23 protein-coding genes are annotated in these 25,371 nt (G+C 63.3%); 17 read left to right on the forward strand and 6 right to left on the reverse strand.

The window, feature by feature from the left end; all coding sequences use genetic code 11:
• Positions 1–84 precede the first annotated feature (84 nt).
• Positions 85–1,638, reverse strand: a complete 1,554-nt coding sequence (locus FYK34_RS04600) for an SIR2 family protein (RefSeq protein WP_149295270.1) — start codon at positions 1,636–1,638, stop codon at positions 85–87.
• Between the two features lie 293 nt (positions 1,639–1,931).
• Here FYK34_RS04600 and FYK34_RS04605 point away from each other — a divergent pair, with 293 nt between their 5' ends.
• Entirely contained in the window at positions 1,932–3,008 is a 1,077-nt protein-coding gene (locus FYK34_RS04605; protein ID WP_149294873.1) for an ISAs1 family transposase, read from the forward strand.
• A 437-nt stretch (positions 3,009–3,445) separates the two neighbouring features.
• On the opposite strand, the gene FYK34_RS04610 is transcribed toward FYK34_RS04605, so the two are convergent.
• Positions 3,446–3,916 (reverse strand): single-stranded DNA-binding protein, encoded by a 471-nt coding sequence (locus FYK34_RS04610; RefSeq protein WP_149295271.1) that lies wholly within the window; start codon positions 3,914–3,916, stop codon positions 3,446–3,448.
• Between the two features lie 354 nt (positions 3,917–4,270).
• Here FYK34_RS04610 and FYK34_RS04615 point away from each other — a divergent pair, with 354 nt between their 5' ends.
• Entirely contained in the window at positions 4,271–4,939 is a 669-nt protein-coding gene (locus tag FYK34_RS04615) for an OmpA family protein (RefSeq protein ID WP_149295272.1), read from the forward strand.
• A 73-nt stretch (positions 4,940–5,012) separates the two neighbouring features.
• On the opposite strand, the gene FYK34_RS04620 is transcribed toward FYK34_RS04615, so the two are convergent.
• Positions 5,013–6,374, reverse strand: coding sequence for an MFS transporter (locus tag FYK34_RS04620; RefSeq protein WP_149295273.1), 1,362 nt, complete (start codon positions 6,372–6,374; stop codon positions 5,013–5,015).
• A gap of 159 nt (positions 6,375–6,533) precedes the next feature.
• On the opposite strand from FYK34_RS04620, the gene uvrA reads away from it, so the two are divergent.
• From uvrA to FYK34_RS04645, 5 genes are all read left to right on the forward strand, one after another.
• Positions 6,534–9,374, forward strand: a complete 2,841-nt coding sequence (gene uvrA, locus FYK34_RS04625; RefSeq protein WP_149295274.1) for an excinuclease ABC subunit UvrA — start codon at positions 6,534–6,536, stop codon at positions 9,372–9,374.
• A 250-nt stretch (positions 9,375–9,624) separates the two neighbouring features.
• Entirely contained in the window at positions 9,625–10,071 is a 447-nt protein-coding gene (locus FYK34_RS04630; protein WP_149295275.1) for a VOC family protein, read from the forward strand.
• 54 nt (positions 10,072–10,125) lie between these two features.
• On the forward strand, positions 10,126–10,440 hold the full coding sequence (locus FYK34_RS04635) for a thioredoxin family protein (protein WP_149295276.1): 315 nt from the start codon (positions 10,126–10,128) through the stop codon (positions 10,438–10,440).
• An 89-nt stretch (positions 10,441–10,529) separates the two neighbouring features.
• Positions 10,530–11,288 carry an ABC transporter ATP-binding protein gene (locus tag FYK34_RS04640; protein WP_149295277.1) on the forward strand — a complete coding sequence of 253 codons (759 nt, stop codon included), beginning with the start codon at positions 10,530–10,532 and terminating at the stop codon, positions 11,286–11,288.
• The gene (locus tag FYK34_RS04645; RefSeq protein WP_149295278.1) at positions 11,285–12,709 is read left to right on the forward strand and encodes a hypothetical protein; all 1,425 of its coding nucleotides are present in this window, start codon (positions 11,285–11,287) and stop codon (positions 12,707–12,709) included. The genes FYK34_RS04640 and FYK34_RS04645 overlap by 4 nt, the downstream gene beginning before the upstream one ends.
• A 104-nt stretch (positions 12,710–12,813) precedes the next feature.
• On the opposite strand, the gene FYK34_RS04650 is transcribed toward FYK34_RS04645, so the two are convergent.
• The 3 genes from FYK34_RS04650 to FYK34_RS04660 all read right to left on the reverse strand — a co-directional run bounded on the left by FYK34_RS04650 (position 12,814) and on the right by FYK34_RS04660 (position 16,189).
• Positions 12,814–14,133, reverse strand: coding sequence for a glycoside hydrolase family 19 protein (locus FYK34_RS04650; RefSeq protein WP_149295279.1), 1,320 nt, complete (start codon positions 14,131–14,133; stop codon positions 12,814–12,816).
• 112 nt (positions 14,134–14,245) lie between these two features.
• Positions 14,246–14,509 carry a translation initiation factor IF-1 gene (gene infA, locus FYK34_RS04655; RefSeq protein WP_149295280.1) on the reverse strand — a complete coding sequence of 88 codons (264 nt, stop codon included), beginning with the start codon at positions 14,507–14,509 and terminating at the stop codon, positions 14,246–14,248.
• A gap of 234 nt (positions 14,510–14,743) precedes the next feature.
• Positions 14,744–16,189, reverse strand: a complete 1,446-nt coding sequence (locus FYK34_RS04660) for an aminotransferase-like domain-containing protein (protein ID WP_149295281.1) — start codon at positions 16,187–16,189, stop codon at positions 14,744–14,746.
• Between the two features lie 183 nt (positions 16,190–16,372).
• On the opposite strand from FYK34_RS04660, the gene FYK34_RS04665 reads away from it, so the two are divergent.
• The 10 genes from FYK34_RS04665 to FYK34_RS04710 all read left to right on the forward strand — a co-directional run bounded on the left by FYK34_RS04665 (position 16,373) and on the right by FYK34_RS04710 (position 25,371).
• Positions 16,373–16,993: a LysE family translocator gene (locus FYK34_RS04665; RefSeq protein WP_149295282.1), complete on the forward strand. Its 621-nt coding sequence runs from the start codon at positions 16,373–16,375 to the stop codon at positions 16,991–16,993.
• Between the two features lie 100 nt (positions 16,994–17,093).
• Positions 17,094–17,645 (forward strand): isochorismatase family protein, encoded by a 552-nt coding sequence (locus FYK34_RS04670; RefSeq protein WP_149295283.1) that lies wholly within the window; start codon positions 17,094–17,096, stop codon positions 17,643–17,645.
• 103 nt (positions 17,646–17,748) lie between these two features.
• Positions 17,749–17,961 carry a DUF1737 domain-containing protein gene (locus tag FYK34_RS04675; RefSeq protein WP_149295284.1) on the forward strand — a complete coding sequence of 71 codons (213 nt, stop codon included), beginning with the start codon at positions 17,749–17,751 and terminating at the stop codon, positions 17,959–17,961.
• Complete coding sequence (locus tag FYK34_RS04680; protein WP_149295285.1) at positions 17,948–18,853, forward strand: EamA family transporter; 906 nt, start codon at positions 17,948–17,950, stop codon at positions 18,851–18,853. Before FYK34_RS04675 ends, FYK34_RS04680 begins: the two co-directional genes overlap by 14 nt.
• Positions 18,846–19,760: a GlxA family transcriptional regulator gene (locus tag FYK34_RS04685; protein ID WP_149295286.1), complete on the forward strand. Its 915-nt coding sequence runs from the start codon at positions 18,846–18,848 to the stop codon at positions 19,758–19,760. The genes FYK34_RS04680 and FYK34_RS04685 overlap by 8 nt, the downstream gene beginning before the upstream one ends.
• 103 nt (positions 19,761–19,863) lie before the next feature.
• Positions 19,864–20,568, forward strand: a complete 705-nt coding sequence (locus FYK34_RS04690; protein ID WP_149295287.1) for an LPP20 family lipoprotein — start codon at positions 19,864–19,866, stop codon at positions 20,566–20,568.
• Entirely contained in the window at positions 20,565–21,845 is a 1,281-nt protein-coding gene (locus tag FYK34_RS04695) for a flagellar assembly protein T N-terminal domain-containing protein (RefSeq protein WP_149295288.1), read from the forward strand. Before FYK34_RS04690 ends, FYK34_RS04695 begins: the two co-directional genes overlap by 4 nt.
• A 209-nt stretch (positions 21,846–22,054) precedes the next feature.
• A complete protein-coding gene (locus tag FYK34_RS04700; RefSeq protein WP_149295289.1) occupies positions 22,055–22,531 on the forward strand; it encodes an FKBP-type peptidyl-prolyl cis-trans isomerase in 477 nt (158 codons plus the stop codon).
• 181 nt (positions 22,532–22,712) lie between these two features.
• Positions 22,713–23,705, forward strand: coding sequence for an extracellular solute-binding protein (locus tag FYK34_RS04705; RefSeq protein ID WP_149295290.1), 993 nt, complete (start codon positions 22,713–22,715; stop codon positions 23,703–23,705).
• Between the two features lie 64 nt (positions 23,706–23,769).
• The gene (locus FYK34_RS04710; RefSeq protein ID WP_149295291.1) at positions 23,770–25,371 is read left to right on the forward strand and encodes an ABC transporter permease; all 1,602 of its coding nucleotides are present in this window, start codon (positions 23,770–23,772) and stop codon (positions 25,369–25,371) included.

Consider the following 25,371-nt stretch of genomic DNA (forward strand, 5'->3'; position numbering starts at 1 on the left):
GGTGGGCTGATATGAGGTAGTGGGTATGGTGTTGATAAAGTTTCACGTATTATGTCGGCAATGGCTATCAAATTTATCGTTGTACTACCAACCATATTTTAGCTTGTCATAAATGGCTGCAAGCTTTCTAAAATTGCTCGCATAGTTGGAATTTTCATAATTCAATTTATCCTCATTTTTCACGAGAAATTCCAGCAGCAAGTCCAGATCTATTTTTTCTTTAGAAAAGAACGGAATGTAAGCAGATGCATTCTCTGGTGTGCATTCATCAATAACATTCTTCATCGATCCATGCCTGTATTTACTAAAAGCGCCAGCGTATTGACGAAGCCGGAAATCTTTCAGATCCCGCTTTACCCACTTGTCCAATTTGAGGTCGCTAGCCTCATACTGATCTTGGCTTGTTATGCCGATTTCACGAAGGTATTTGAATACGGGGATATTTTTTGTGTGTCTTCCAGCCCTTGTCAAAGCTTGATCAACTACTTGTTGAGCAGAGTAGCATCCTGTATTATGTAATAAGTCTTGAATCAGATGGATTGTTTCAATTCCAGCATACCCCACATCTGAGATGGAATTGCTGTCTGGCGCCGATACCACACCTACGCCAACCAAAAACTCAATATCTTCTTTGTTTTCAATTGCATCGATATCAACGACGCAAATTTTTTTCTCAGGCTCTGCTGATTGCACCAGTTCGTAAAGCTGTTCTTTACAATATCTAAGAACCCGCGCAGGTATTTTCCTTTTCGTTGAGGCAAGAGCCTCATAAACTGGTACAAAGTCATTTGACTTGACGAGCACCATCGGTATTTGAACACCATCAATTGTAAGATACGTATCGGAAATTCCTGGTGCCTCACCAGTGTTTTGGCGCTGAACAAATATTAAATTTTTCCTAAGTTGCTCTATATTTTCCCGTCCGATGCACTGCGATATGGCTTTTAGAAGGCCTGTAATATTTTCATCGGAAAGGGAGTAGCCCAAGAATACGATTGGGTGTTCAACGAAAATGGTAATTAGTTTTGCTGCAAGATAAGCATTTCTTTTGTTGAATTCCTCATAGTCGTCACCTGTCAATACAAGGGAGGCTGGGTTGCTAGAGCAGCCATGGATTTTGTAAATTTCTCCTATTTCCTGTGGGTTGGAAAAAAGTAACTCATTCTGCCCGATATATTTTTTGTAGTCAGGAAAGATTTGCTCAATAAACGTATCCCAGTTTGTTGTAATTACGCCATCTACATTGAGGGCAGATAAAAGTTCAACCTCATGGCTATATGGGGAATTTTTTGCCTTGCTCTGGTCCAGAGTAAATAAGTAGTTGCATATCTCAATACGGAGTGCTGATGTTTTATCTGCGACCTTGGCTTTGTATCGTTCAACGCTCTGTTTGTAATCTGCACTACTCCACCAATGCTCATTGAAGTCTGAAGCCAAAAGACCAGCGGCCGCTGGGAAATTTCCATCGGCCGCTGCTTTATAATATTCGAATGGCTTCCCCATGACACAATAGCGGCCAAGTAATCCAGCCCAATCTTCCAAACCAAGATATCGACGAGAGAAGCCAGAGCCGACAAATAGGAAAGGCCCTGCCGCTCTGGATTTAAATATATCTACGAGTTGTTCTTTGATACGCATGACCATTTCCTTGACAATAAAATTTACAAATTATTAATCATTGAATTAGCCATTGAACTGCAGGCTTATCACTAACTTCGGAGAGTCAAGTGCATTGTGCTTGCAGATTCAATGCCTTACCATTTCGCATTAGTACACACTCGTAGAAGGTACATACTTGGTGAGTTCGTTGAGTGGTGGGTCGGATTTGGATCAGGGCAATCGCACCTTCTTGTCATAAGCAAACAGACTTGCCAACCCACCCAGACTTGAGGTGAACTCCCAGGTTTTACCGGTGCGGGATGGGAACGTTGATGGAACATTTGGCCGAGGTGCCCGAGCCGAGGACCGGGCGCTACATCGCCCATCCGCTGGACGAAATTCTGGTGATTGCCGTGTGCGCCATCTTCGCGGGGGCGGAGAGCTTTGTGGAGGCGGTCGAGTGGGCTGAGGTTAAGGAAGCTTGGCTGCGGCGCTTCCTGCCGTTGAAGAATGGCATTCCTTCTCACGATACCGTCAACCGCGTGTTCCGACTGCTGGATCCCAAGCAGTTCGAGAACGCCTTCCGCAGCTGGACGCAAGGACTGCTGGGCTCGTTCCAGCAGATCGCCATCGATGGCAAATGCCTGCGCGGCACCGCTCGCGGCGCGCACAGCCCGGTGCACATGGTCAGCGCCTTCGCCACCGAACTGGGCTTGGCGCTGGGGCAGGAGAAAGTCGCCGACAAAAGCAATGAAATCACTGCGATTCCGGCGTTGCTGGCCGCACTGGATGTGGAGGGCTGTCTGGTCAGCCTGGATGCGATGGGCTGCCAGAAAGAGGTTGCCAAGACCATCGTGGCGCGTAAAGCGGACTATTTGCTGGCGGTGAAGGAGAACCAGCCCAAGCTACGTCAGGCCGTAGCGTGCGCGCTGCATGACCATCCCACCGAGCGAGTGGCCAGCGCGCAAAAAGGGCATGGCCGCACGGTGTTGCAACATGTGGTGACAGCCCGGGCGGACGGCATTGTCGACGCTCAGGCCTGGCCCGGCTGCCAAACAGTGGGTCGCGTGGATTCGGTGCGGCTGGATGGTCGCGGACAATCGGCGCTGGAGCAGCGCTATTATTTGTCGTCGCGCGCGTTGAGCGCGGAAGAGCTGGCGCAGGCGGTGCGCCGTCATTGGGCGATCGAAAACGGCCTGCATTGGTGTCTGGATGTGATTTTTCGGGAAGATAACTGCCCATTGCGCGAAGATCATGGACCGCAGAATTTTGCGCTGCTGCTGAAATTCGCGCTCAACCTGCTGCGTAGTTCGCCGTATCAGGCCAAGAAAAGCATGCGGGTGCGACGCAAGCGTGCCGGCTGGGATGATGAGGCCTTGGCTGAGTTGCTGGGCATGTCGCCTTTATGACGTGAAGGTGCGATTGCCCTGGATTTGGATGCATCTACCTTAAAATTTTCTAGCAAGTAAACACACCAACACGTCTTCATCGGATGTAGGCTTGCATCTTGGAAGAAGACCTTAGCTGAAGTGTCGACCCTACGGGGGATGCGTAGAGAATTAACTATCTAAATTGAGTAAGCAATACTTTAGCAGTAGTCAACTGATAGGTAAAACTGAGGTGAGTGGACTGTCTGAAATTCTGTGTAAACGGGTCATTGTTCAAGACATGCTGAACGACGGCCATGGTAGAAGAGTGGTCGCAGGATCTCACTATGATTTGCCCATTGCTCTAGATCTGGTCCAACCATCCGTTAGAATCGCTGACAACCCAGTCCGCCAGCAATGAAAAAGCCCGCGCTCATTAAGAGACGCGGGCTTTTGTCTGTGCAAGACAATACAGTGGATCAAAACGGAATGTCGTCGTCCATGTCGTCCATGCGCGGAGCGGCTTTCGGCTCCTGGCGGCGCGGGGCGGCCGGGGCTTCCTGGCGCGGGGCCGGGGCGCTGTAGCCGTAACCGTCGTCCATGCCGCCACTCATGCCGCCGCCGGAGGAGGCGCCCATTTCGCTGCGGCCGCCTTGCAGGCTCAGTTCGTTGACGCGCACGTCCGGGGAGACGCGCTTGTTGCCGTCCTTGTCCTGCCATTCGCGCAGGGTCAGTTGGCCATACACGGTCACTTGTTGGCCTTTGGCCAGGTAGTTTTTCAGCGATTCACCGCGCTTGCCCCATACCTGGCAGCTGAACCAGTTGGTGGTTTTGCGTTCGCCGAAGCCGATGTCGCTGGCCACGCGGAACGACAGGACGGGTTCGCCGCTCGGGGTGTAGCGCAGTTCGGCGTCGGCGGCCAGGCGGCCGTCAAAGGTGATGCTGTTCATTCAATTCTCCGGATAAGTTCAAACTGCTGGGCCTGCGTCGCGTGGGCGACCCGGCGCGGGGCCATGGCGGCGGCGCCAGGGCTTGTGGCGATGGTAGCCAAGCCGGCGCGCGGCTTAGGGAGGCGGCGCGCCGAAAGGCCAGATCCGGCTCCGCAGGGCGGGGCGGACGCGGGCCGAACGAATGGGCGCTATTATACACGGCAAACGCGCCGGCTTTGGTAGCGGCGGGCTGGATTGTGGTTTGCCGCGCAGGCGGGGCGGCGGCAATCTGGATATTCTGGGTGTGAGACGCATGCCGGGGTGAACCGATGGGCGCCTGGCTGGTCTGTCTGAGTCTGTTTGAAAGGATGAAGCATGAATAAGAATGCAGTGGTTGCCGCGCTGGTCGCGGCTAGCTTGGCCGGCCTTTCCGGTTGCGCCAATATGAGCGATACGCAAAAAGGCGTGGGCGGCGGCGCGGCCATCGGCGCCGGCTTGGGCGCGGCGATAGGCGCCCTGACGGCGGGCGGCCACACCGGCCGCAGCGCGGCCACCGGCGCGGCCATTGGCGGCTTGCTTGGCGCGGGCGGCGGCTATCTGTGGTCGCAGCACATGCAAAAGCAGAAGGAGGCGATGGAGCAGGCCACGCGTGGCACCGGCATCGGCGTGAGCCAGACTGCCGACAACCGGCTGAAGATCAACATCCCCAGCGACGCCTCGTTCGCCACCAACAGCTACGCGCTGCGTCCCAGCCTGAAGCCGGTATTGGACAAGCTGGCCACCACCTTGCAGCAAAACCCGGTGACTTCGGTCAACATCATCGGCCATACCGACAACACCGGCAGCGACGCGATCAACAACCCGCTGTCCGTCAATCGCGCCAGGGCGACGCAAAGCTATCTGGTCTCGCGCGGCGTCGACATCAACCGCATCGGCATAGACGGCCGCGGCTCGCGCGAGCCGGTGGCGGACAATGGCACGGCATCCGGCCGCGCGATGAACCGTCGCGTGGAAATCTACGTGGCGGAGCCGGCGCAGAAATAAGCGTCTTTGCCAAAGCGCAAGGGCGGCCCCGCGTGAGTGCGGGGCCGCCCTTGTCGCGTGATGCGGGAGGGGATCAGAACGTGGCGTCTATCAGCCGCTGCACTTCCGTCTCGTCCCATTGTTGCTGGGAAACCTTCAGGTAGGCCACACGGTCGGCCAGCACCACGACGGCCTCATGCACGCCGGCCACGCCGGCCAGCTCGTTCGACAACGCGTCCGCGTCGCCGCTCCAGGCTTCGCCGATGTGGAACATCACCGAACGCACGGCCTTGGGCGGCTGCATGCTCAGCGACCAGATCAGCCAGGACAGCATCAGCACGGTGGTGAAGCCAAACACGCCGGCCGGGCCGAAGTGGGTGTACAGCCAGCCGCCGGCCGCCGCGCCCAGGAACAGGCCAAAGGACTGCGAGGTGTTGTACACGCCTATGGCGGTGCCCTTGGCGTCCGCCGGGGCGATCTTGGAGATCAGCGAGGGCAGGGTGGCTTCCAGGATGTTGAAGGCGATGAAATACAGCGTCAGCCAGGCCGCGATCAGCCAGAAGCTGTCCAGCGCCAGCGCCATGCCCAGCTGGGCGGCGGTCATCAGCGCGATGGCGCCGACGAACACTTGCTTCAGTTTGGCCTTTTTCTCGCCGTAGATGATGGCCGGCACCATCAGGAAGAAGCCTATCACCGTCACCGGCAGATACACCTCCCAGTGCTGGGATTTGTCCAGGTGGGCGGTCTTGATCAGCGCGAACGGAATGGTGACGAACATAGCCATCTGTGCCGCATGCAGCGCGAAGATGCCGTAATTGAGGCGCAGCAGCTGGCCGTTTTTCAGAACGGACGGCAGGCGCTTGGCGTTGGCCTCGGTATCAGAGTGGAAGCGCGATTGCGCGGGGTCCGGGATGATCAGCCACACGCCCAGCAATGCCGCCAGCGACAGGAAGCCGGTGAGGGCGAAGATGCCGTTGACGCCTATGTATTTGGCCAGGATGGGACCGACGACCAGGCTGACGGCGAAGGTGGTGCCGATGGACATGCCTATCATCGCCATGGCCTTGGTACGGTTCTCCTCGCGCGTCAGGTCGGCCAGCAGGGCGGTGATGGCGGCGGAAATGGCGCCGGCGCCCTGGATCACGCGGCCAACGGTCAACGTGGCGATGTCATGTGCGCCGGCGGCGACGAAGCTGCCGATGGCGAACAGGAGCAGGCCGCCGTAGATCACTTTCTTGCGGCCTATGCGGTCGGACAGCATGCCCAGCGGCAGCTGCAATATGGCCTGTGTCAGGCCGTAGCTGCCCAGGGCGATGCCGATCAGGGTGTGGTTGTCCGCGCCTTGCAGGGTCTTGGCGTAGATCGCGAACACGGGAAGGATTAGGAACATGCCCAGCATGCGCAGGGCGTAGATACCAGCCAGCCCCAGGCTGGCGCGCAGTTCGGTGGCATTCATGCGGTGGGTTTTCGGATTTTTCGACATGCTGAAGTTAACGACCGCGCCGGGCAAATGGATGACGCGTTTACATTGGACATTGCACGGACGAGTGGAGCCAGCCCGGCCAAGTCGGGTATATTAACAGGTTCCCTGACCGACGGTGAGTTACAGCTTTTTATGGACAGCATACGCATCCGTGGCGCCCGCACCCACAATCTGAAAAACGTCAACCTGGATTTGCCGCGCAACCAGTTGATCGTGATCACCGGCTTGTCCGGCTCCGGCAAGTCCTCGCTGGCCTTCGATACCTTGTACGCCGAGGGGCAGCGCCGCTACGTGGAGAGCCTGTCGGCTTACGCGCGCCAGTTCTTGCAATTGATGGAAAAGCCGGACGTGGACCTGATAGAGGGGCTGAGCCCGGCCATCTCCATCGAGCAAAAAGCCACCAGCCACAATCCGCGCTCCACCGTCGGCACCGTCACGGAAATCCACGACTACCTGCGGCTCTTATTCGCCCGCGTGGGCGACCCGCATTGCCCGGAGCATGGGGTGCCGCTGTCCAGCCAGACCGTCAGCCAGATGGTGGACCACGTGCTGGCGCTGCCGGAGGAAACGCGGGTCATGATCCTGGCGCCGGTGATCGTGGGCCGCAAGGGCGAGAATCTTGATCTGTTCGACGACCTGCGCGCGCAGGGCTTCGTCCGCGTGCGGGTGGACGGCGAGGTGTACGAGCTGGACGCGGTGCCCAAGCTGGACAAGAACAAGAAGCACACCGTCGAGGTGGTGATAGACCGGCTGAAAGTGCGCGCCGACATGCAGCAGCGGCTGGCCGAGAGCTTCGAGACCGCGCTGCGCCACGCCGAGGGCCGCGCCATCGCCGTGGAAATGGATAGCGCCAAGGAGCACTGGTTTTCCGCCAAGTTCGCCTGTCCGGTGTGCAGCTACAGCCTGCCCGAGCTGGAGCCGCGGCTGTTCTCGTTCAACAACCCGATGGGCGCCTGCCCCAAGTGCGACGGCCTGGGCGAAATCACCTTCTTCGACCCCAAGCGCGTGGTGGCGCACCCGGAGCTTTCCCTCGCTTCCGGCGCGATCAAGGGCTGGGACAAGCGCAACCAGTTCTACTATCAGATGCTGCTGGCGCTGGGCGAGCACTATGGTTTCTCGGTCAACGACCTGGCCTTCGACGACTTGCCGGAGAAGGTCAAGCACGTGGTGCTGCACGGGTCCGGCCGCGACAGCATCGAATTCAGCTATATGTCGGAGAAGGGCACCAAGTTCAGCCGCGCCCATCCGTTTGAAGGCATCATCCCGAACCTGGAGCGCCGCTACCGCGAAACCGACTCCATGGCGGTGCGCGAGGAGCTGGCCAAGTATCAAAACAACCAGGCCTGCCCGCATTGCAGCGGCTCCCGGCTGCGGCTGGAGGCGCGCCACGTGTTCATCGGCAAGCGCACCCTGCACGAAATCAACCAACTGCCGCTGAAAGAAACGGCCGATTTCTTTGAGACGCTGGAATTCACCGGCCAGAAGCAGGCGGTGGCGGAAAAAATCGTCAAGGAAATCCGCGAGCGGGTGTCCTTCCTCAACAACGTGGGTCTGGACTACCTGAACCTGTCCCGCTCCGCGGATACCCTGTCCGGCGGCGAGGCGCAGCGCATCCGGCTGGCCAGCCAGATCGGCTCCGGCCTGACCGGCGTGATGTATGTGCTGGACGAGCCGTCCATCGGCCTGCATCAGCGCGACAACGACCGCCTGCTGGGCACGCTGAAGCGCCTGCGCGATCTGGGCAATAGCGTGATCGTGGTGGAGCACGACGAAGACGCCATCCGCGAGGCCGATTATCTGGTGGACATGGGCCCCGGCGCCGGCGAGCACGGCGGCGAAGTCCTGGTGTCCGGCACGCCGGCCGAGGTGGCGGCGTGCGAGCACTCCGTCACCGGCGCCTTCCTGTCCGGCCGCCGCAAGATCGCGCTGCCAGGCGGCCGCCGCGAACTCTCCGAAGAGCGCATGCTGCAGCTGATCGGCGCCAGCGGCAACAACCTGAAGGACGTGACGCTGAACCTGCCGCTGGGCGGCCTGGTGTGCATCACCGGGGTGTCCGGCTCCGGCAAGTCCACGCTGATCAATGACACGCTGTACAAGATCGCCGCGCGCGATTTGAACGGCGCCAGCGAGGAGCCGTCGCCGTATCGCGAGATCAAGGGCCTGGACCAGCTGGACAAGGTGATCAACGTCGATCAAAGCCCGATCGGCCGCACGCCGCGCTCCAATCCGGCCACCTACACCGGCCTGTTCACGCCGATACGCGAGCTGTTCTCCGGCGTGCCGCTGGCGCGCGAGCGCGGCTACGGCCCGGGGCGCTTCTCCTTCAACGTCAAGGGCGGCCGCTGCGAGGCCTGCCAGGGCGACGGCGTGATCAAGGTGGAGATGCACTTCCTGCCGGACATCTACGTGCCTTGCGATGTCTGCCACGGCAAGCGCTACAACCGCGAGACGCTGGAAGTGCAGTACAAGGGCAAGAGCATCCAGGAAGTGCTGGAAATGACGGTGGAGCAGGCGCTGGAGTTCTTCGCCGTGGTGCCGCCGGTGGCGCGCAAGCTCAAAACCTTGATGGACGTGGGCCTGGGTTACATCCGCCTGGGCCAGAGCGCCACCACGCTGTCCGGCGGCGAAGCGCAGCGCGTCAAGCTGGGCCTGGAACTCTCCAAGCGCGACACCGGCCGAACGCTGTATATTCTGGACGAGCCGACCACCGGCCTGCACTTCCACGACATCGACCTGCTGTTGCAGGTGCTGCACCGCCTGCGCGAGAGCGGCAATACGGTGGTGGTGATCGAACACAATCTGGACGTGGTGAAGACTGCGGACTGGCTGATCGATCTGGGGCCGGAAGGCGGCGCCGGCGGCGGCCAGATCATCGCCAGCGGCACGCCGGAACAAGTGGCGGCCAACCCGCTTAGCCATACCGGCCGCTACCTGGCGCCGCTGCTGGAGCGGGACAAGCAGTCAGCGTTGTAAGCGCCGAATGACACGGGAAAATCGATAGGCCCCAAGAACGCATTGGCCCGGAAAGCACAAAAGAGCACGAAACTAAAGGGCTTCGAAATGAGGCTTTTGGCGCCGCTGACAAGCCCTTGTTAGCGTTTGCGCCGGCGGCGCCGACGCAAACCTTTCGTGTCGTTTCGTGGATTTTGTGGCCAATCAAAGTTTTTAGATATAACCGACGCCGGCTCGACCGGCGCCAAACCATCGCACACAAGAGGCAGGCATGCTGAGCTTAGGCAAAATCGACCACATCCACATCCGCGTCAAGGACGTGGCCATCGCCCTGAAATGGTACCAGCGCGTGCTGGGCCTGGCCCCGGACGCACGCTACAAGACGGACGGCGAGCACAACGCCGCCATGCTGGCCAACGCCAGCGGCAATGTGCGGCTGGCCATCAGCGAGGACGCCGACGCCGCGCCATCGAGCGCGCAGGGCGCCGTAGCCTTTGTCGTCAGCGGCCAGGAGTTCGTGGAATGGATAGACCAGTTGGCCGGCGAGCGCGTGGTCAATCGCGAGGGCCAAACCATCGCCCGGGACTCGGTGCGCGACCACCGCTTCTTCTGCGCGCTGTCTTTCGTCGATCCGTTCGGCAACCCGTTCGAAATCGTCAGCTACGACCACACCTGGCTGGTGGGCAAGCTGAAGCTGAGCGGGCGGCTGGCCGTCTGATCGCCATCATTCCCGACACCCGCCGCGAGCGGGTGTTTTTGTTTGGAGAGCATCATGAGCCATTATCTGGCTGACAATCCCGCCCCCGAAGACGTGGCGGCGCTGCCGGGGCTGACCTTGCTGGAGTTTGGCGTGGACTGGTGTCCGCATTGCCAGGCCGCGCAGCCCTGGTTGGCGCAGTTTCTAGCCGCGCGGCCACAGCTGCGCCATTTGGCGGCGGAGGACGGCAAGGGCCGGCGCTTGGGGCGGCTGTACGGCGTCAAGCTATGGCCCAGCTTCATTCTGCTGCGCGACGGCGTGGAGATCGGCCGCGCGGTGAGGCCGCAGCGCCTGGCCGAGCTGGAGGCCATGGTCTCGGGCTGGCTCTGAGGTGGCCTGCAATCCGTCCATTCCATTGCCATTGAAATGACGTTTGCGTAACAATGTCAGGAAAATGTCAGCTAGGACGGAGTGTCGGGATGGGTGGGTTCGATCAAGGGGTGGATGCTTGGGCGCTATGCATGCGCAATGTGCGCAAGCGTTTTGACCGGCCGGTGATAGACGGGCTGGACCTGCGCGTGCGGCGCGGCGAGTTTTACACCTTGCTGGGCGCCAACGGCGCCGGCAAGACCACCACGCTGCGCATGGCCGTGGGCCTGCTGGCGCCGGATGGCGGCGATATCGCCGTGCTGGGGCGCGATGCGCGGACGGAGGCCGTCGAGGTCAAGCGGCGGGTGGCCTATCTGCCGGACGAGCCCTTGCTGTACGACAGGCTCAAGCCCTACGAATACCTGGAGTTCGTCTCCGGGTTGTGGGGCGTGCCGCCAAACGAGGCGCGCGGCCGGGCGGAGCGGCTGCTGAGCATGCTGGGCCTGGCCGATCACGCGGAGGAGCTGGTGGAAGGCTTTTCCCGCGGCATGCGGCAAAAGCTGTCGCTGGCCGGCGCGCTGATCCACGAGCCGGAATTGATCGTGCTGGACGAGCCGCTGACCGGCTTGGACGCCGCCGCGTCGCGGCTGGTGAAGGACTTGCTGCTGCGGCACGTGGCCGACGGCGGCACGGTGATCCTGAGCACCCACATCATGGAAGTGGCGGAACGGCTGGCGCAGCGCATAGGGATTTTGTGCGGCGGCCGGCTGGTGGCAGAAGGCACGCTGGATGAGTTGCGGACCCGCGCGGGCAGCGAGGATGCCACGCTGGAGCAGCTGTTCCTTTCCATGACGGAGGCGGCGGTATGAGCTCAGCCTTCGCGCCGGGCGGCGCGGCCTGGCTGGTCTGGCAGGAGTGCCGCTTTCAGTTGCTGTCCAGTTGCCGCGTGATCCGGCGAGAAGGGCGGCTCAGGCGGGTGCCGCCGCTGCGCTGGCCGTCTCTGATTCTGCTGTTGCTGTTGGCGCATGGCTTCGCCTGGATGATGCTGAGCCTGTCGCCGGCGGGCCATTTCTCCCGGCCGGCGCTGGCGATGACTTTGTTTGCCGCCTGGTTGCTGATGAGCATGCAAGCGACGCTGCGCGCCATCAATGCGCTGGCCGGTCGCGGCGATCTGGAGCTGCTGCGCATGGCGCCGCTGCAGCCCGGCGTCGCGTTGCGCGCGCGGTTGTGCGGCATTGCCGCCGCGGTGTCGGCCAGCTGGCTGATGTTTCTCGTCTCTCTGATTGACGTCGGGCTGTTTCGGGGGAGTTGGCATTGGCTGGCCTTGCTGCCGGCGGTCCTGGCCTCCGCCTTGCTGGCCGCCGCCCTGGCCTTGCTGCGCGGCTTGGGCGCGGCGCGTTTGCTGCGCTTTGGCAGGGTGATGGCCATGGTGCTGGGCATGCTGGTATTTCTGGCCACGCAATTGCCGTCCCGCGTGCCGGCCGTTGAAAAGTGGCTGAGCGGCATCATGAGTGACGCATTGGGACCCTGGGCAGAGCTGGCCAGCCGCTTGGGGTTCTTTGGCGGCGTGCTGCAGGGCGAGCCGCTGGCGTTGGCGGCCTGGGTGGCGCTGGCGGCGCTTGGTTTCATGCTGGCTGGCCTTGGCTTGGCCGGCTCTTTCGGCTCGGCCTCTCTGGCGGTAAGCGGCCATGGCGCCCTGTCGTATCGGAACGCCGCTGCCGGCATCCGGCGCTTTCATGGCGGCATGCGGGCGCTGGTGTTCAAGGAGTGGCGCTTGCTGCGGCGCAGCCCGCAGGCGCTGGCGCAGTCCGTTTTGGAAATGTTCTATCTGCTGCCTGCCTCGATGGGCTTGTTCAATCATGCGGCTTTGATTGTTCCCGGCCTGGCTGGCTTGCTGACGTTCGCTGTCTGCCATTTGGCGGGCGATGTGTGCGGCAAGCTCTACCATCTGGACCAGGCGGCGGATTTGCTGGCGCTGGCGCCGCAGCCTGACTCGCGCTGGAAGCTGGCGCGCGCGATGGCCTGCTGTCTGCCCTTGCAGCTGCTGGCTCTGCCGGGCGCGTGCTGGCTGCTGTGGCGGGATCCGCTGAGCGGCGTGGCGGCGCTGGCGGCCTTGTTGCTGGGCGCGCCGCTCAGTTGCCGGATAGGCATGACGCTGGGCACGCCCACTGCCAGCAAGCGGGAGGACAGGCTGGGCAATATGGGCTGGCAGGCTGGCGTGGCGGAGTTTTTGCACGCCCTATTGTGGGCCGGAACGGTGTTTGGCCTGGCGGCGCGGAATGTTGTCTAGGCGCGGCGCTATCGGATGGGCGCGAGGGGATGAGGCGGAGCGGGTCTGGGGGCGAGGAATGCGAGGCCGGCTGTCTGGCGGAGAGCCGGCCTGGGCTGGGGCGCCTACTTCAGCTTGATGCCCCAGTTGTCTTCTACGCAGCGTTGATAATTGCCGGCCTGCAGCGCGCTATACGGCGTTTGATAGCTGACCAGCTGGCATTGGTAGTCGTGCTGCCAGCGCCAGTCTTTTTCCCAATAAATATTGTAGGAGGCGGAGCTGGCCGATGTGAAGCGCTGCATATTGGCGCAGGACAGCTGTTCGCTGCCGTAGTCCCAGCCCAGGTCGTGGGCGAATTGCTTGTAGTAGTCGATGCGGTTCTGCGCGGACTGGCGCTCGGTGCCGCCGCCGCACTCGGCGTTGATGATCATGATGGTGGTGGCGAAGTTGTTGCCGGCGCCGGCGGCCTTGTCCGCGGCGTTGGGCACCCAGGTGCCGTCTATCACGTGCAGCATGGATGGCTTGGGCGGCTGCGGATAGACGAAGAAGAAGGTGGCGGAGGCGAGGTTGAGCCAGGTGCTGGCCACCAGATCCGGGTTTTGCAGCAGCACGGATTGATCGCCGTTGTTCATCGCTTGGGAGAAGGGGCCGTAATTGTAGTTGTATGACAGCTGCTTGGCGCCGCGGCCGAAGTATTTCTTCCAGCTGCCGTCGGCGTTCTTGCCGCAGGTCCACACCTTGTTGAACACCGGATCGTCGCATTCGATGTTGTAGCCGCAGCCGGGGCCGGTTTCGGTGCAGCCCATTTCGCGCAGATAGGCCAGGCCCTGGCGCCATTGCGGGATGCTGTCGCTGGCGTCGTGGTTGCCGGTTTCCTGGCCGAAATGGGCGAACATGGTGGCCAGGCTGTGGCGGCAGATGGCGTCGGCGTCGCGGCCGTCCGAGTAGTCGTCGCAGACGGCTGGAAACTTGGCTACGGCTTGCAGGAAGCGGGTGTAGGTGTAGCTGGCGTCGCGGCGCGGGAAATAGTAATCCCACTTGGCGGCGGGCAGCAGCCGCTCCACGCGGCGCACGTTGAGCGGGTTGGCTGCCCGTCCCGGCGTCACTTGTTCCACCTGATCGTTGGGCAGGGTGCGGATGGAAGCCTTGACCGTGCGGAAGAAGCTGTTGTCGGTCAGGTCGGCCTCGTGCTGCAGGGCTTGCTGCAGCGTGGGGATGGAGGGGGCGACGTCATCGAGCCTGCGCAGCGCGCCGCCGACATGGGCGATCCACGTGCCCTTGGGGTTGATGCCGGGCGCCTCGCCGCGGCTGGGCCATTTGGCCTGCCAGTCGCGGCCCTGCCATTGCACGACTTGACCCTTCTGGTAGGCGGTTGCGGCGTTCCAGGGGGCGGCCAGCGCGGGGCCGGCTAGCAAAAGCAGGGCGAGTGTGGCGATTGGTTTCATATTGGTCCTCCTGTGGCGGGGCTGTGCCGGGCGGCACGTAATACCACTATGGAACCAATATGAAATATGTCAAATGCAAATTTATTCGTTCATGATTTCATGAACGCGATGCTTAGCGGCGGTGATGCGAAGGGCGCGGGCCGGCGCCGGGATTGGCGGTCGGGTGGCGGAAATTGATGCGGCCCTTGCTCAGGTCATACGGCGACATTTCCACGGTGACGCGGTCGCCCAGCAGCACGCGGATGCGGTGCATCTTCATTTTGCCGGAGCCGTAGGCCAGGATTTCCATATTGTTGTCCAGTCTCACGCGAAAGCGCGATTCCGGCAGCATTTCAATGACGACGCCTTCAAGTTCGATCATGTCTTCCTTGGACATGGACTTCCTTTCTGTTTTGTTGATACGGGCAATGCAATGGCCGCGCCGGCGGTCTGCTGCGACTGTAGCGGGCGGGCGATGGAGCTTCGATTTCGGTAACCCAGCGGGCCGGGCTTTTCCCGGGAGGCAAGGCGCCGCGTCTGGCCGAGCCGGCGCGAGCGAGAAGTAGAGGCTCCTTTATTTTACCGCTAAAGCCCCGCGGCGTCAGCCGTTAATTTCATGAGGCGCGCCGAGTCAGCGCGCGGCGCGCGCCAATTGATCGCAAGCCAGCTGTCCCACACGTACCAGCGCCGCCAGATAACGCTCGTCCAGCGGGTAGCAGCAGGACAGACGCAGGGCGTTGCGGTAACGGCCGCCGGGTGAGCTGAGCGGGCCGGGAATCAGGCTGATCTTCTCCGCCATGGCGGCGTGGAACAGCGCCACGCTGTCGCAATGCTCCGGCAATTCCAGCCAGATCAAAAAGCCGCCTTGCGGCTGGGTGGCGCGCGTGCCGGGCGGGAAGTGGCGCGCGATCAGGCCGCGCACTTTTTCCACGTGGGCGGCGTAGCGCCGCTTCAGCGTGCGCAGATGATGGTCGTAGCCGCCGGACTCCAGGAAGGCGCCCAGGGTTTCAGCCAGCACCGCCGGCTGCGCCACCGAGGAGGCGAACTTCAGCTTGCGCAGCGCCGCGTCGAAGCGGCCGCCCTCCATCCAGCCGATGCGGAAATCCGGCGCCAGGGTCTTGGTGTAGCTGGCGCAGACGATGATCCAGCCGTCCTCGTCGAAAGCCTTGACCGCCGGCGCCAACGTGTCGGCGAATTGCAGCTCGGCATACAGCGCGTCTTCTATCAGCGGCACCTGGTGCCGGTTCACCAGCCGGGCCAGGCGCTTCTTGTTCTCCAGCGGCATGCAGCAGCCCAGCGGATTGTGGACATTGGGCATGGCCACCAGCGCCTGGATGCGCTTTTCCGCCAGCAACACCTCCACCGCGTCTATCGACAGCCCGGTTTGCGGGTCGGTGGGGATTTCCACCGCCTTGAGTCCCAGGCTGGCCAAGAGCGGCAGCAGGTTGAAGTAGGTGGGCGACTCCAGGCCCACGGCGTCGCCGTGATGGGTGACGGCGCGCAGCGCCAGCTGCAGCGCCTCCATGCAGCCGTGAGTGAGGATGATGTTGTCCGGCTGCAGCGTCATGCCCAGGTCCATGCCGCGGCGCGCGATCTGGGTGCGCAGCCGCTCCGAACCCGGCGGCAGCGCGTAAGTGCTGACCATGCCGGGCTGGCGGCGCAGGATCTGCCCCATCAGCCGCGCCAGCTTGTTGCCGGGGTAGAAGTCGCCGCCGCGCGGGCAGGCCAGGGCCAGGTCGATGAAGCCCTCGCTTTGCTGCGCTTGCAATACGGTGCCTATCAGGTCCAGCACCGCGTGTTTGGTGGGCGAGGCCGGGCCGCTCTCGGTGCTGGTCTGGCGCGCCGGGGACGGCAGCCGCGCGCGCACGTAGTACCCGGACTGCGGCCGCGCCTCTATCAGCCCGCGGTCCTCCAGCACGCGATAGGCGCTGACCACGGTGTTCAGGCTGAGCTGGCGGCTGTGCGCGGCGCGGCGCACCGAGGGCAGCCGCGAGCCTGGCGGCAAGGTGCCGCGGCTGATGGCCAGCGACAGGTCATCGGCCAATTGCTGGTAGAGGGTGGCGGCGCTGTTCTGCATGGCGGGCTTTCTGGCGGGAGGGGCACAACGCCTATCATAGAGCAAGGTGACAGTTACTGAAAATACCAATCTGTAACCATATCAATAGCAAATTTCTGAATCTGTATCCTTCAGCCAGGCCGACCTAGCATGGTGGGACGGGCAAGGGCATGTCGCCGCTTGCCGTTTTGCGGGAGTCTCGCCATGCCGGAATTCGCCTTGTTGTCCTATATCGCCCTGATGTCCATCACGCCGGGGCCCAATAATCTGATGCTGGCTTCGTCCGGCGTGAACTTCGGCTTTCGCCGCACCTTGCCGCACCTGTTGGGGATCAGCCTGGGCTGCGCGCTGCAGGTGTTCATCGTCGCCGCCTTGTTGGCGCAGGCGCTGAGCTGGGTGGCGTCGTGGCGCTTGCCGCTGGCGGTGGCCGGCTGCCTGTATTTGTTGTGGCTGTCGTGGAAGATTGCCCGCGCCGCGCAGCCGCGGGTGCGGGAGCAGGCCAGGCCGCTCGGTTTCGTCGGCGCGGCGTTGTTTCAGTGGCTGAATCCCAAGGCCTGGGTCATGGTGCTGAACGCGTCCATCCTGTTCATGCCGGCCGGGCAGGGCGGACGTTTGGCCGCCGCCTTTTTGTTGGCGCTGGCCTTCGCGGTGGTCAATCTGCCCTGCATCAGCGTGTGGGCCTGGGGCGGCGAACGCCTGCGCCGTTGGCTGGCCTCGCCGCGCGCGCTGCTGTGGTACAACCTGGCTATGGGCGGATTGATGGCGGCCACCGCGCTATGGCTGCTGTGCGACGAGCTGAAGCCTGTTCTGACCAAGCTGGCATGATGTCCGTTTTTGGCAGGCGCTTGTCCGGGAGCAGCCTTCTGCCATGGCTAGGGACGGTCTAGCATGGCGTCCATATTCCCACTCGCCAAGGAGAGGCAAGATGCAAGACAGCGCGCTGCTGGTCATTGATGTTCAGGATTCTTTTCTTCACCGGCCCTACTGGGATGAGGCCGAACTACCGGCCTATCGCGAGGCGCAGCTCAGGCTGATCGCCGGCGCGGAGGCGCGCGGCGCGCCGGTGATCAACATCCTGCATACCGATGGCGACGAGCCTTTCCGCATGGAGTCCGGGCTGGTGAGGCCGCAAGCCTGGTTGACGCATAGGCCGGCGGCCACCTTCGTCAAGCAAGTGCACAACGCGCTGACCGATTCAGGCCTCAAGCCATGGCTGGAGCGGCGCGGTATTCGCCGGCTGATCATTTCCGGCATCCGCACCGAGCAATGCTGCGAAACCACGGCGCGCGTGGCGTCGGATTTGGGTTACGAGGTGGACTTCGTCAGCGAGGCGACGCTGACTTTCGCCATGACGCATCCGGTCAGCGGCCGCCTCTTCCGTCCGGCAGAGATCCGCGAGCGCACGGAGCTGGTGCTGGACGGCCGCTTCGCCGCCGTGGTCAGCGTGGACGAGGCCTTGCGGCGCTTGGATGCTTGAGCGTCAGTTGGGATGGGAGCGGTGAGCGCCGCCGGCCCCTTGCGGCTTGCCATTCGCATGCCATAAGGTGTGGTCATTCAGCTTGTCGGAATCAGGAGAAAACATGCCATATGCTGCATCGAACCCCCCGCCGGACGGCCTGCCGGCCTACCGGTTGCTGACCGGGCCTGACGATTCGGCCTTCTGCAAACGCGTCAGCGAGGCGCTGGCCCTGGGCTACCGGCTCTATGGCTCGCCGGCCGCCACCTTCAACGGCGAGCGAGTCATCGTGGCGCAGGCCGTGCTTTGGCCGGGGGCCGATCATGCCGCCGATTGACGTGGCCCAGGCGCTGGCCATCGTTTTGGCCTGGGGCGTCAACTTCGTGGTGATCAAGTGGGGCGTGGCCGGCGTGCCGCCGTTGTTGCTGGGCGCGCTGCGCTTCACGCTGGTGGCCTTGCCGGCGGTGTTCATCGTCAAGCGTCCGGCCGTGCCTTGGCGCTGGCTGGCGCTGTACGGATTGACCATGGGCGTGGGGCAGTTTGGCTGCCTGTTCAGCGCGATCAAGCTGGGCATGCCGGCCGGCCTCGCCTCGGTGGTGCTGCAGTCGCAAGCCTTCTTCACCTTGCTGCTGGCGCGGCTGTTCCTGGGCGAGCGTTGGCAGGCCAGCCAGCTGGCAGGTTTGGCGCTGGCCCTGGGCGGCCTGGCGCTGATCGGCATGGGCAAGGGCGGCGACATGACGGTCCTGGGCTTTTGCCTGACCATCGTCGCGGCCAGCAGCTGGGCGGCGTCCAATATCGTGGTGCGCGCCATCGGCCGCGCCGGCCATCAAGTGGCGCCGCTGGGCCTGGTGATCTGGTCCAGCCTGGTGCCGCCGCTGCCATTTCTGCTGCTGTCCTGGCTGTTGGAGGGCGGCGGCAGCGTGCTGGCGGCGCTGCGCGGTTTCGATTTGCAATCGCTGTTCGCCGTGGTCTACCTGGCCGTGGTGGCCACCATGTTCGGCTATGGCTTGTGGAGCCGGCTGTTGACGCGCCACGCGGCGGCCAAAGTGGCGCCGTTTTCCTTGCTGGTGCCGGTGGTGGGGCTGGCGGCCTCGCATCTCTTGCTGGGCGAGAGCCTGACCCCGGCGCAATTGGCCGGCAGCGGCCTCTTGTTGGCGGGCCTGGTGGTGTCGGTATTCGGCGGGCGGGCGCTGTCGGTCGCGCTGGCGGGGAGGGCGGGGCGTGCTTGAGGTGGTTTTTGTGTTGCCGCCCGATGCCTTGCTGCTGGACCTGGCTGGTCCGGCCGAGGCTTTCCGGCTGGCGGGGGCGTTCGGCGGCGAGGTCCGGCTGCGCTTCGTCAGCCCGACGGGCAGGGCGGATACGTCCTTGGGCTTGAGTTTCGATGGCTTGCCGCCCCTGCCGGACGCCTTGCCGCCTGGCGCCATGGTGTTGCTGCCAGGCGCGGAGCCATCTTTGACGGCGTTCGCCAAGCCGGAGGCCCGCCGCATCGTGGCCTGGATGGCCGCGCATCGGGATCGGGCGGACTTGCGCTGGGTGGGCGTGTGTTCCGGCAGCTTGTTGATGGCCGAGGCGGGCTTGCTGGACGGGCGGGCCTGCACCAGCCATCACACCCTGCTGGATCGCATGCGCGCCTTGGCGCCGAAAGCGCGGGTGCAGGAAAACCGCGTGTTCGTGCAGGACGGCTCCTGCTATAGCAGCGCGGGCATCACCGCCGGCATAGACCTGGCGCTGCACCTGATAGGAGAGCTGCTGGATCCGGCCGTGGCGAGGGCGGTGGCGCGGGAGATGGTGGTGTATTTCCGCCGCTCGCCGCAGGATCCGGAATTGTCGCCATGGCTGGCGTGCCGCAACCATCTGCATCCGGCGCTGCATCGCGCGCAGGATTTGATCTGCGCGGACCCGGTGCGCGACTGGCCCTTGCAAGAGCTGGCCGACCGCGCCCACGTCAGCGCGCGCCACCTGTCGCGGCTGTTCCGCGAACATGCCGGCATCAGCGCGCACGATTATCACCAGTCGCTGCGGCTAGCCTTGGCCGGTCAATGGCGAGCCGCCGGATTGGGCAAGGAAAAAGCCGCGCTGGCGGCGGGCTTCTCGTCCGCGCGGCAGATGAGCCGGGCCCAGTCCGGCCGCGATTGATTGCTTGCCGGCGCTCAAGTTTCATCGGCAACGGCCGATATTCCGGGTTGACGAGTTCCGAGAATGGTTCATACCATTCCATCACTATCTACCGGTAATTGCCATGAAAACTGTCCGCAGCCTGACCTGTCTCCTGCCCCTGGCACTGTTGACATCGCTGACCGCCTGCTCGGTGATGTCGGCGCCGCAGAAAATGGCGGCGCCCATGGCGGCCAAGCCCAGCGGCATGGTGCCGTCCGGCGTCGGCTATGTCGGCCCTGGCGACGAGGGCAATAGCGGCGAGGAAGTGAAAGTGGTGGTCAAGGAGATCAATCCCTTCCAGCCCATCGTGATCCGCGTCACCGGCAGCGGCGCCGCGCCTTACACCAACAGCCTGACGCCGTCGCAACGCAAGCTGCTGGCGATGCGAGCGGCGCGGCTGGATGCCTTCCGCTCCATCGCCGAGCAAGTGCAGGGCATGAAGCTGGTGGGCAATAGCACGGTGTCCAATATGATCGCCAATAGCGATAGCTTCCGCACCTATGTGGACGCGTACCTGCGCGGCGTCAGCATTGTTTCCACCACGATGAAGCCGGACGGCACCAGCGAGGCGGTGGCGGAGATCACGCTGGATCAGGACTTCTATAAGCAATTCAAGAACTCGTTGGACAAGACCGGCAGCGTGATGCGCTCGGCCCAGGAAACCAATGTGGTGGGCGCGCAATGTCCGGAGGGCAACTGCGGCGCCACCCGCGTGGTGCCGGCGGCCATGCCGGCCATGAGCGTGGCGCCGGCGCGTTACAGCAGCAACTTCTACGTGAACCAATGACGATGCGTCTGCGCTTGACTGCTGCCGCCCTTGTGGCGGCATTTGTTTTGACCGCGCCAGCCAGCGCGGCGGTATTGAGCGCGGAAGGCGTGGCGCCGCTGGACAATGGCGCGCTGGCCGCGCGCGACATGGCCATCCGCGACGCGATGCGGCTGATCTCCATCGGCCAGGGCGCGCGGGTGGAGTCGGTGCAGGTGCTGGAAAACGGCAGGCCGGCCGAGTCCGCCACCCTGACGGCCAGCGGCGCGGTGCAGGGCAAGGTGCGGGTGGTCAACGAATATCAGCAGGGCAAGCTCTACCACGTCAAGATCGAGGTGGACACGGATGGCATTGAGGCGGGCGCGCCGGCGCGCAGCCGCGACCCCTCCTGCGCCATGCCGCCGGGGCGCTCATTGCGGCGCAAGCTGGTGACCACGTATTTCAATGTGGACCGCCCGGCCGAGGCGTCTGACCTGGCGGACCTGGCGACGGCGTTGCCGACCGAGCTGGCGCGCCGGCTGGCGCGCAACCCGCTATTGAAGGTGCGCGACGCCAATACCGTGTCGGTATTGGCCGACAGCCGCATCGCCGAGCCGGCGGCGGGCCGCGATATCGCCAGTCAGCTGGGCCTGCGCCAAAACGTGCAATTTGTCGTGGCGGGGAGGGTGCTGTCGACCTCGGTCACGGAAAACAGCCTGCGACCGTCCTTTTTCGAATCGAACAATACCAGCGATCAGAGCGCCATTTATAACGGGCCGTTTTCCGGCCTGTTTGGCGGCGGCGCCAAATACCGGCCCATTCAGCGCCAGTTTGATATGGAAATATGGGTCTACGACGGCCTGACCGGCTCCCTGCTGGCCGACGAGCGCGTGGGCGGTCTGGCCAAGGGCGAGGTGGTGCCCAAGCTGCCCAAGCCCTTCGCCTCCGCCGGATTCTGGAGTACAGATTATGGCCGGCTGGTGGACAAGCTGATGGACAAGGCGGCGCAGCGCGTGGACGACATCGTGTCCTGCATCCCGTTCTCCGCGCGCGTGGTGCGCAAGGAGGGCAACCGCGTGTACATCAACGCGGGCTTGCTGGACGGCATGGCGGTGGGCGACAAGCTGCTGCTGTACAAGCGCTCATCCGGGCAGCCGGTGCGCGACCTGATCTCCGGCGCGGATCTGGGCATGCCGGAAAGCCTGAACGGCGATGTCTCGCTGATCCAGGTGCAGCCCAATTTCTCCATCGGCGTGATGCAGAGCAATAGCCAGCCGGTGGCGGAAGGCGATTACGTCCGCTTCGTGCCCTCGCGCTGAGCGCCAAGCATGCGAGCTCGCCTTCGCCCGCCATGTTGCGGGTTGGCGATAAGACGCGGCCTGCATGCGCCTTTCCTATGCGGGATGAAAGAAGGCTGACTGAGAGAGGGAAGACGGCCGTTTGCTGGCGCCGCCGCGCGGCGCTGAAGTTGACACTTCCCAGTCAAACTGCGACCCTTCCGGCTTTCATTTATTCGCCAGTTCCCGCCATGAAAATCACCGCCAACACAGCTGTCACGCTGAGAATGAAAGTCACCGACAGCCAAGGCCAGGTCTACGACGACGGCAAGCATCCGGTCTCCTATCTGCATGGCGATTACGACAATATCTTCGCCAAGCTGGAAGCCGCGCTGGAAGGCCAGGAAGCGGGCTTCCAAACCACGGTGGCGCTGTCGGCCGAGGACGCCTTCGGCGAGCGCGACGAAGCGCTGGTCACCACCATGCCCAAGGCCGACTTCCCGCCCGGCGTGAAGGTGGGCGGGCAGCTCCAGCGCATGGGTCCGGACGGCCAGCCGCGCTACTACTTCGTCACCAAGATCAAGGGCCCGACCGTTTTGCTGGACGGCAATCACCCGCTGTGCGGCAAGGCCTTGCGCTTCGCCATCAAGGTGTTGGACGTGCGCGCGGCTACCGCCGAGGAAATCGCCCACCAGCATGTGCATGGCGAGCACGGGCATCAGCACTGATCGCATCCCGGCTGCGCAGGCAAAGCCCTCCCCATTCGGGAGGGCTTTTTGCATCATGGACCTCGCGGCAGGACCCGGTAGTTGAGTAAGGCCGCGTTTACAAAATGGCATTGATACTTATTATCATTTAATGCTACGGTGCTCCCCGCACTTCGCTCCATACCAAAACAGGGGATACACCTTGAAGCAGCAAATGATGATGGCCGCCGTTCTGGCGGCGCTGGCCGGCCAGGCGCTGGCCGAGGACGTGGTGGTTTACAGCGCGCGCGCCGAGCAGTTGCTGAAGCCGCTGGCCGACGCCTATCAGAAGGAAACCGGCGTCACGGTGAAGCTGGTGTCGGACAAGGAAGGCCCGCTGATGGAGCGCATGCGCGCCGAGGGGCGCAATAGCCCGGCCGACCTGCTGCTGACGGTGGACGCCGGCAATCTGTGGCAGGCCGAGCAAATGGGCCTGCTGCGCGCCGTCAAGTCGCCGACGCTGGACGCCAATATCCCGGCGCATCTGCGCGATCCGGGCGGCCAATGGTACGGACTGTCCATCCGCGCCCGCACCATTTTCTACAACACCCAAAAAGTGAAGCCGGCCCAGCTGTCCAGTTACGCCGACCTGGCCGATCCCAAGTGGAAGGGCAAGCTGTGCCTGCGCACGTCTAAAAAGGTTTATAACCAGTCCCTGGTCGGCATGATGCTGAGCGAGCTGGGGCCGGCCAAGACCGAACAGACGGTCAAGGGCTGGGTGGCCAATCTGGCGACGGCGCCTTTCCCGGACGACACCAAGCTGCTGGAGGCCATCGCCGCCGGCCAATGCGAGGTGGGCATCGCCAATACCTATTATTACGGCCGCCTGATGGAGAAATCGCCCAAGCTGCCGCTGGGCATCTTCTGGGCCGACCAGGCCGGCAAGGGCGCGCACGTCAATATTTCCGGCGCCGGCGTCGCCCGCCATGCCAAGAACGAGAAGGGCGCGGTGAAGTTCCTGGAATGGCTGAGCTCGGCCAAGGCGCAAAACCTATTCGCCGACGTCAATCTGGAATACCCGGTCAATCCCAAGGTGAAGCCGGACGCGCGCGTCGCCGCCTGGGGCGATTTCAAGCACAACTACATCAATGTCTCCCATGCCGGCGCGCGGCAGGCCGAGGCGGTCAAGCTGATGGACCGGGCCGGCTACAAGTAAGCCTATCAATCTTCTGTATCGTCATGCGTCCCGCCGCGGCGGGACGCGCCGCTGGATAGTCCCCATGTTTGTTTCCTTTTCCCGCTGGCGCGCGGCGGCCGCGGCGGTCAGCCTGCTGACGCTGATTCCGCTGGCGGTGGTCGCGTTGGGCTTTTTAGAGCCGGACGCCGAGGTTTGGCGCCACCTGGCCGAGCATGCGCTGCCCGAGTTATGGCGGAACACCGCCGTTCTGTTACTGGGCGTCGGCGCCGGCGTATTGCTGCTGGGCGTGCCGCTGGCCTGGCTGACCGCCGTGCATGATTTTCCCGGCCGCCGCGTGTTTGCCTGGGCGCTGATGCTGCCGCTGGCCATGCCGGCCTATGTGATGGCCTTTTCCCAGTTGGGGCTGTTCGAGTACGCCGGCCCGCTGCAAAGCTGGCTGCGGCAAACCTTGGGCGAGGCTGCCCGGCTGCCGGACATACGCTCGACGCCAGGCGTGGTCGCGGTGCTGTCGCTGGCCTTCTATCCCTATGTCTATCTCTTGGCGCGCAACGCCTTCGCCAGCATGGGGCGGCGCGCGCTGGAGGTGGGGCAATCGCTGGGTTTGCATCCGCTGGCAGCCTTCCGCCGCGTGGCGTTGCCCATGGCCAGGCCGTGGATACTGTCCGGGCTGAGCCTGGCGCTGATGGAGACGCTGGCCGACTTCGGCACCGTCGCCGTATTCAATTTCGACGCCTTCACCTCGGCCATCTACAAAGCCTGGTTCAGCCTGTTTTCCTTGCCTGCGGCCAAGCAATTGGCGTCCTTGCTGGTGCTGCTGGTCCTGGGGCTGCTGTGGCTGGAGCAGCGGGCGCGCGGCGCGCGCGCTTACGGCGCGACAGGCCGGGCGTCGCCGCCGCCGCGCATGCGCTTGAACGGCGCGCGCGGCTGGCTGGCTTGCGCCTGCTGTTCCCTGGTTTTATTGCTGGCCTTTGTTCTGCCGTTCGGCCAGATAGCCTTTTGGGCCGCGCGGCAGGCGGCGGAGGACTGGGGCGATTTGCTGGAGCCGCTGCGTAACTCCCTGCTGCTGTCGGCGCTGGCCGCCGCGCTGGTGTCGGCATTGGCCTTGCTGTTGGCCTTCGCCGCGCGGCGCGATCCGCGCTGCCGGCCGTGGACGCGCCTGGCTACGCTGGGCTACGCGGTGCCGGGCACGGTATTGGCGGTCGGCATATTCGCGCCGGTGGCGGCATTGGACAATCTGCTGCTGGATCATTTCAGCGCCTGGCTGCCGGAAGGCGCCGCGGCGGTGTTCAAAGGCAGCCTGCTGGTGATGTTGCTGGCGTATGGCTCGCGTTTTTTGGCGGTGGGGCATGCGTCGGTCGACGCGGGGATGCTGCGGATAGGGCGCAGCCAGGAAGAGGCGGCGCAAAGCCTGGGCCTCAGCGGCTGGCGGCTGGCGTGGCGGTTGCATCTGCCTTTGCTGCGCGGCGGCTTGGCCAGCGCGCTGCTGATGGTGTTTGTCGATGTGATGAAGGAAATGCCGATCACGCTGATGACGCGGCCTTTCGGCTGGGACACCCTGGCGGTGCGCATTTTCAATCTGACCAGCGAGGGAGAATGGCAGCGCGCGGCGTTGCCTTCGATCGCCATCGTGCTGGCCGGCCTGGCGCCGGTGTGGCTGTTGTCGCGGCAGGACAAGGGAGGCTGA

This window comes from Chromobacterium paludis, from assembly GCF_008275125.1.
In the GTDB taxonomy this organism is placed as follows: domain Bacteria; phylum Pseudomonadota; class Gammaproteobacteria; order Burkholderiales; family Chromobacteriaceae; genus Chromobacterium; species Chromobacterium paludis.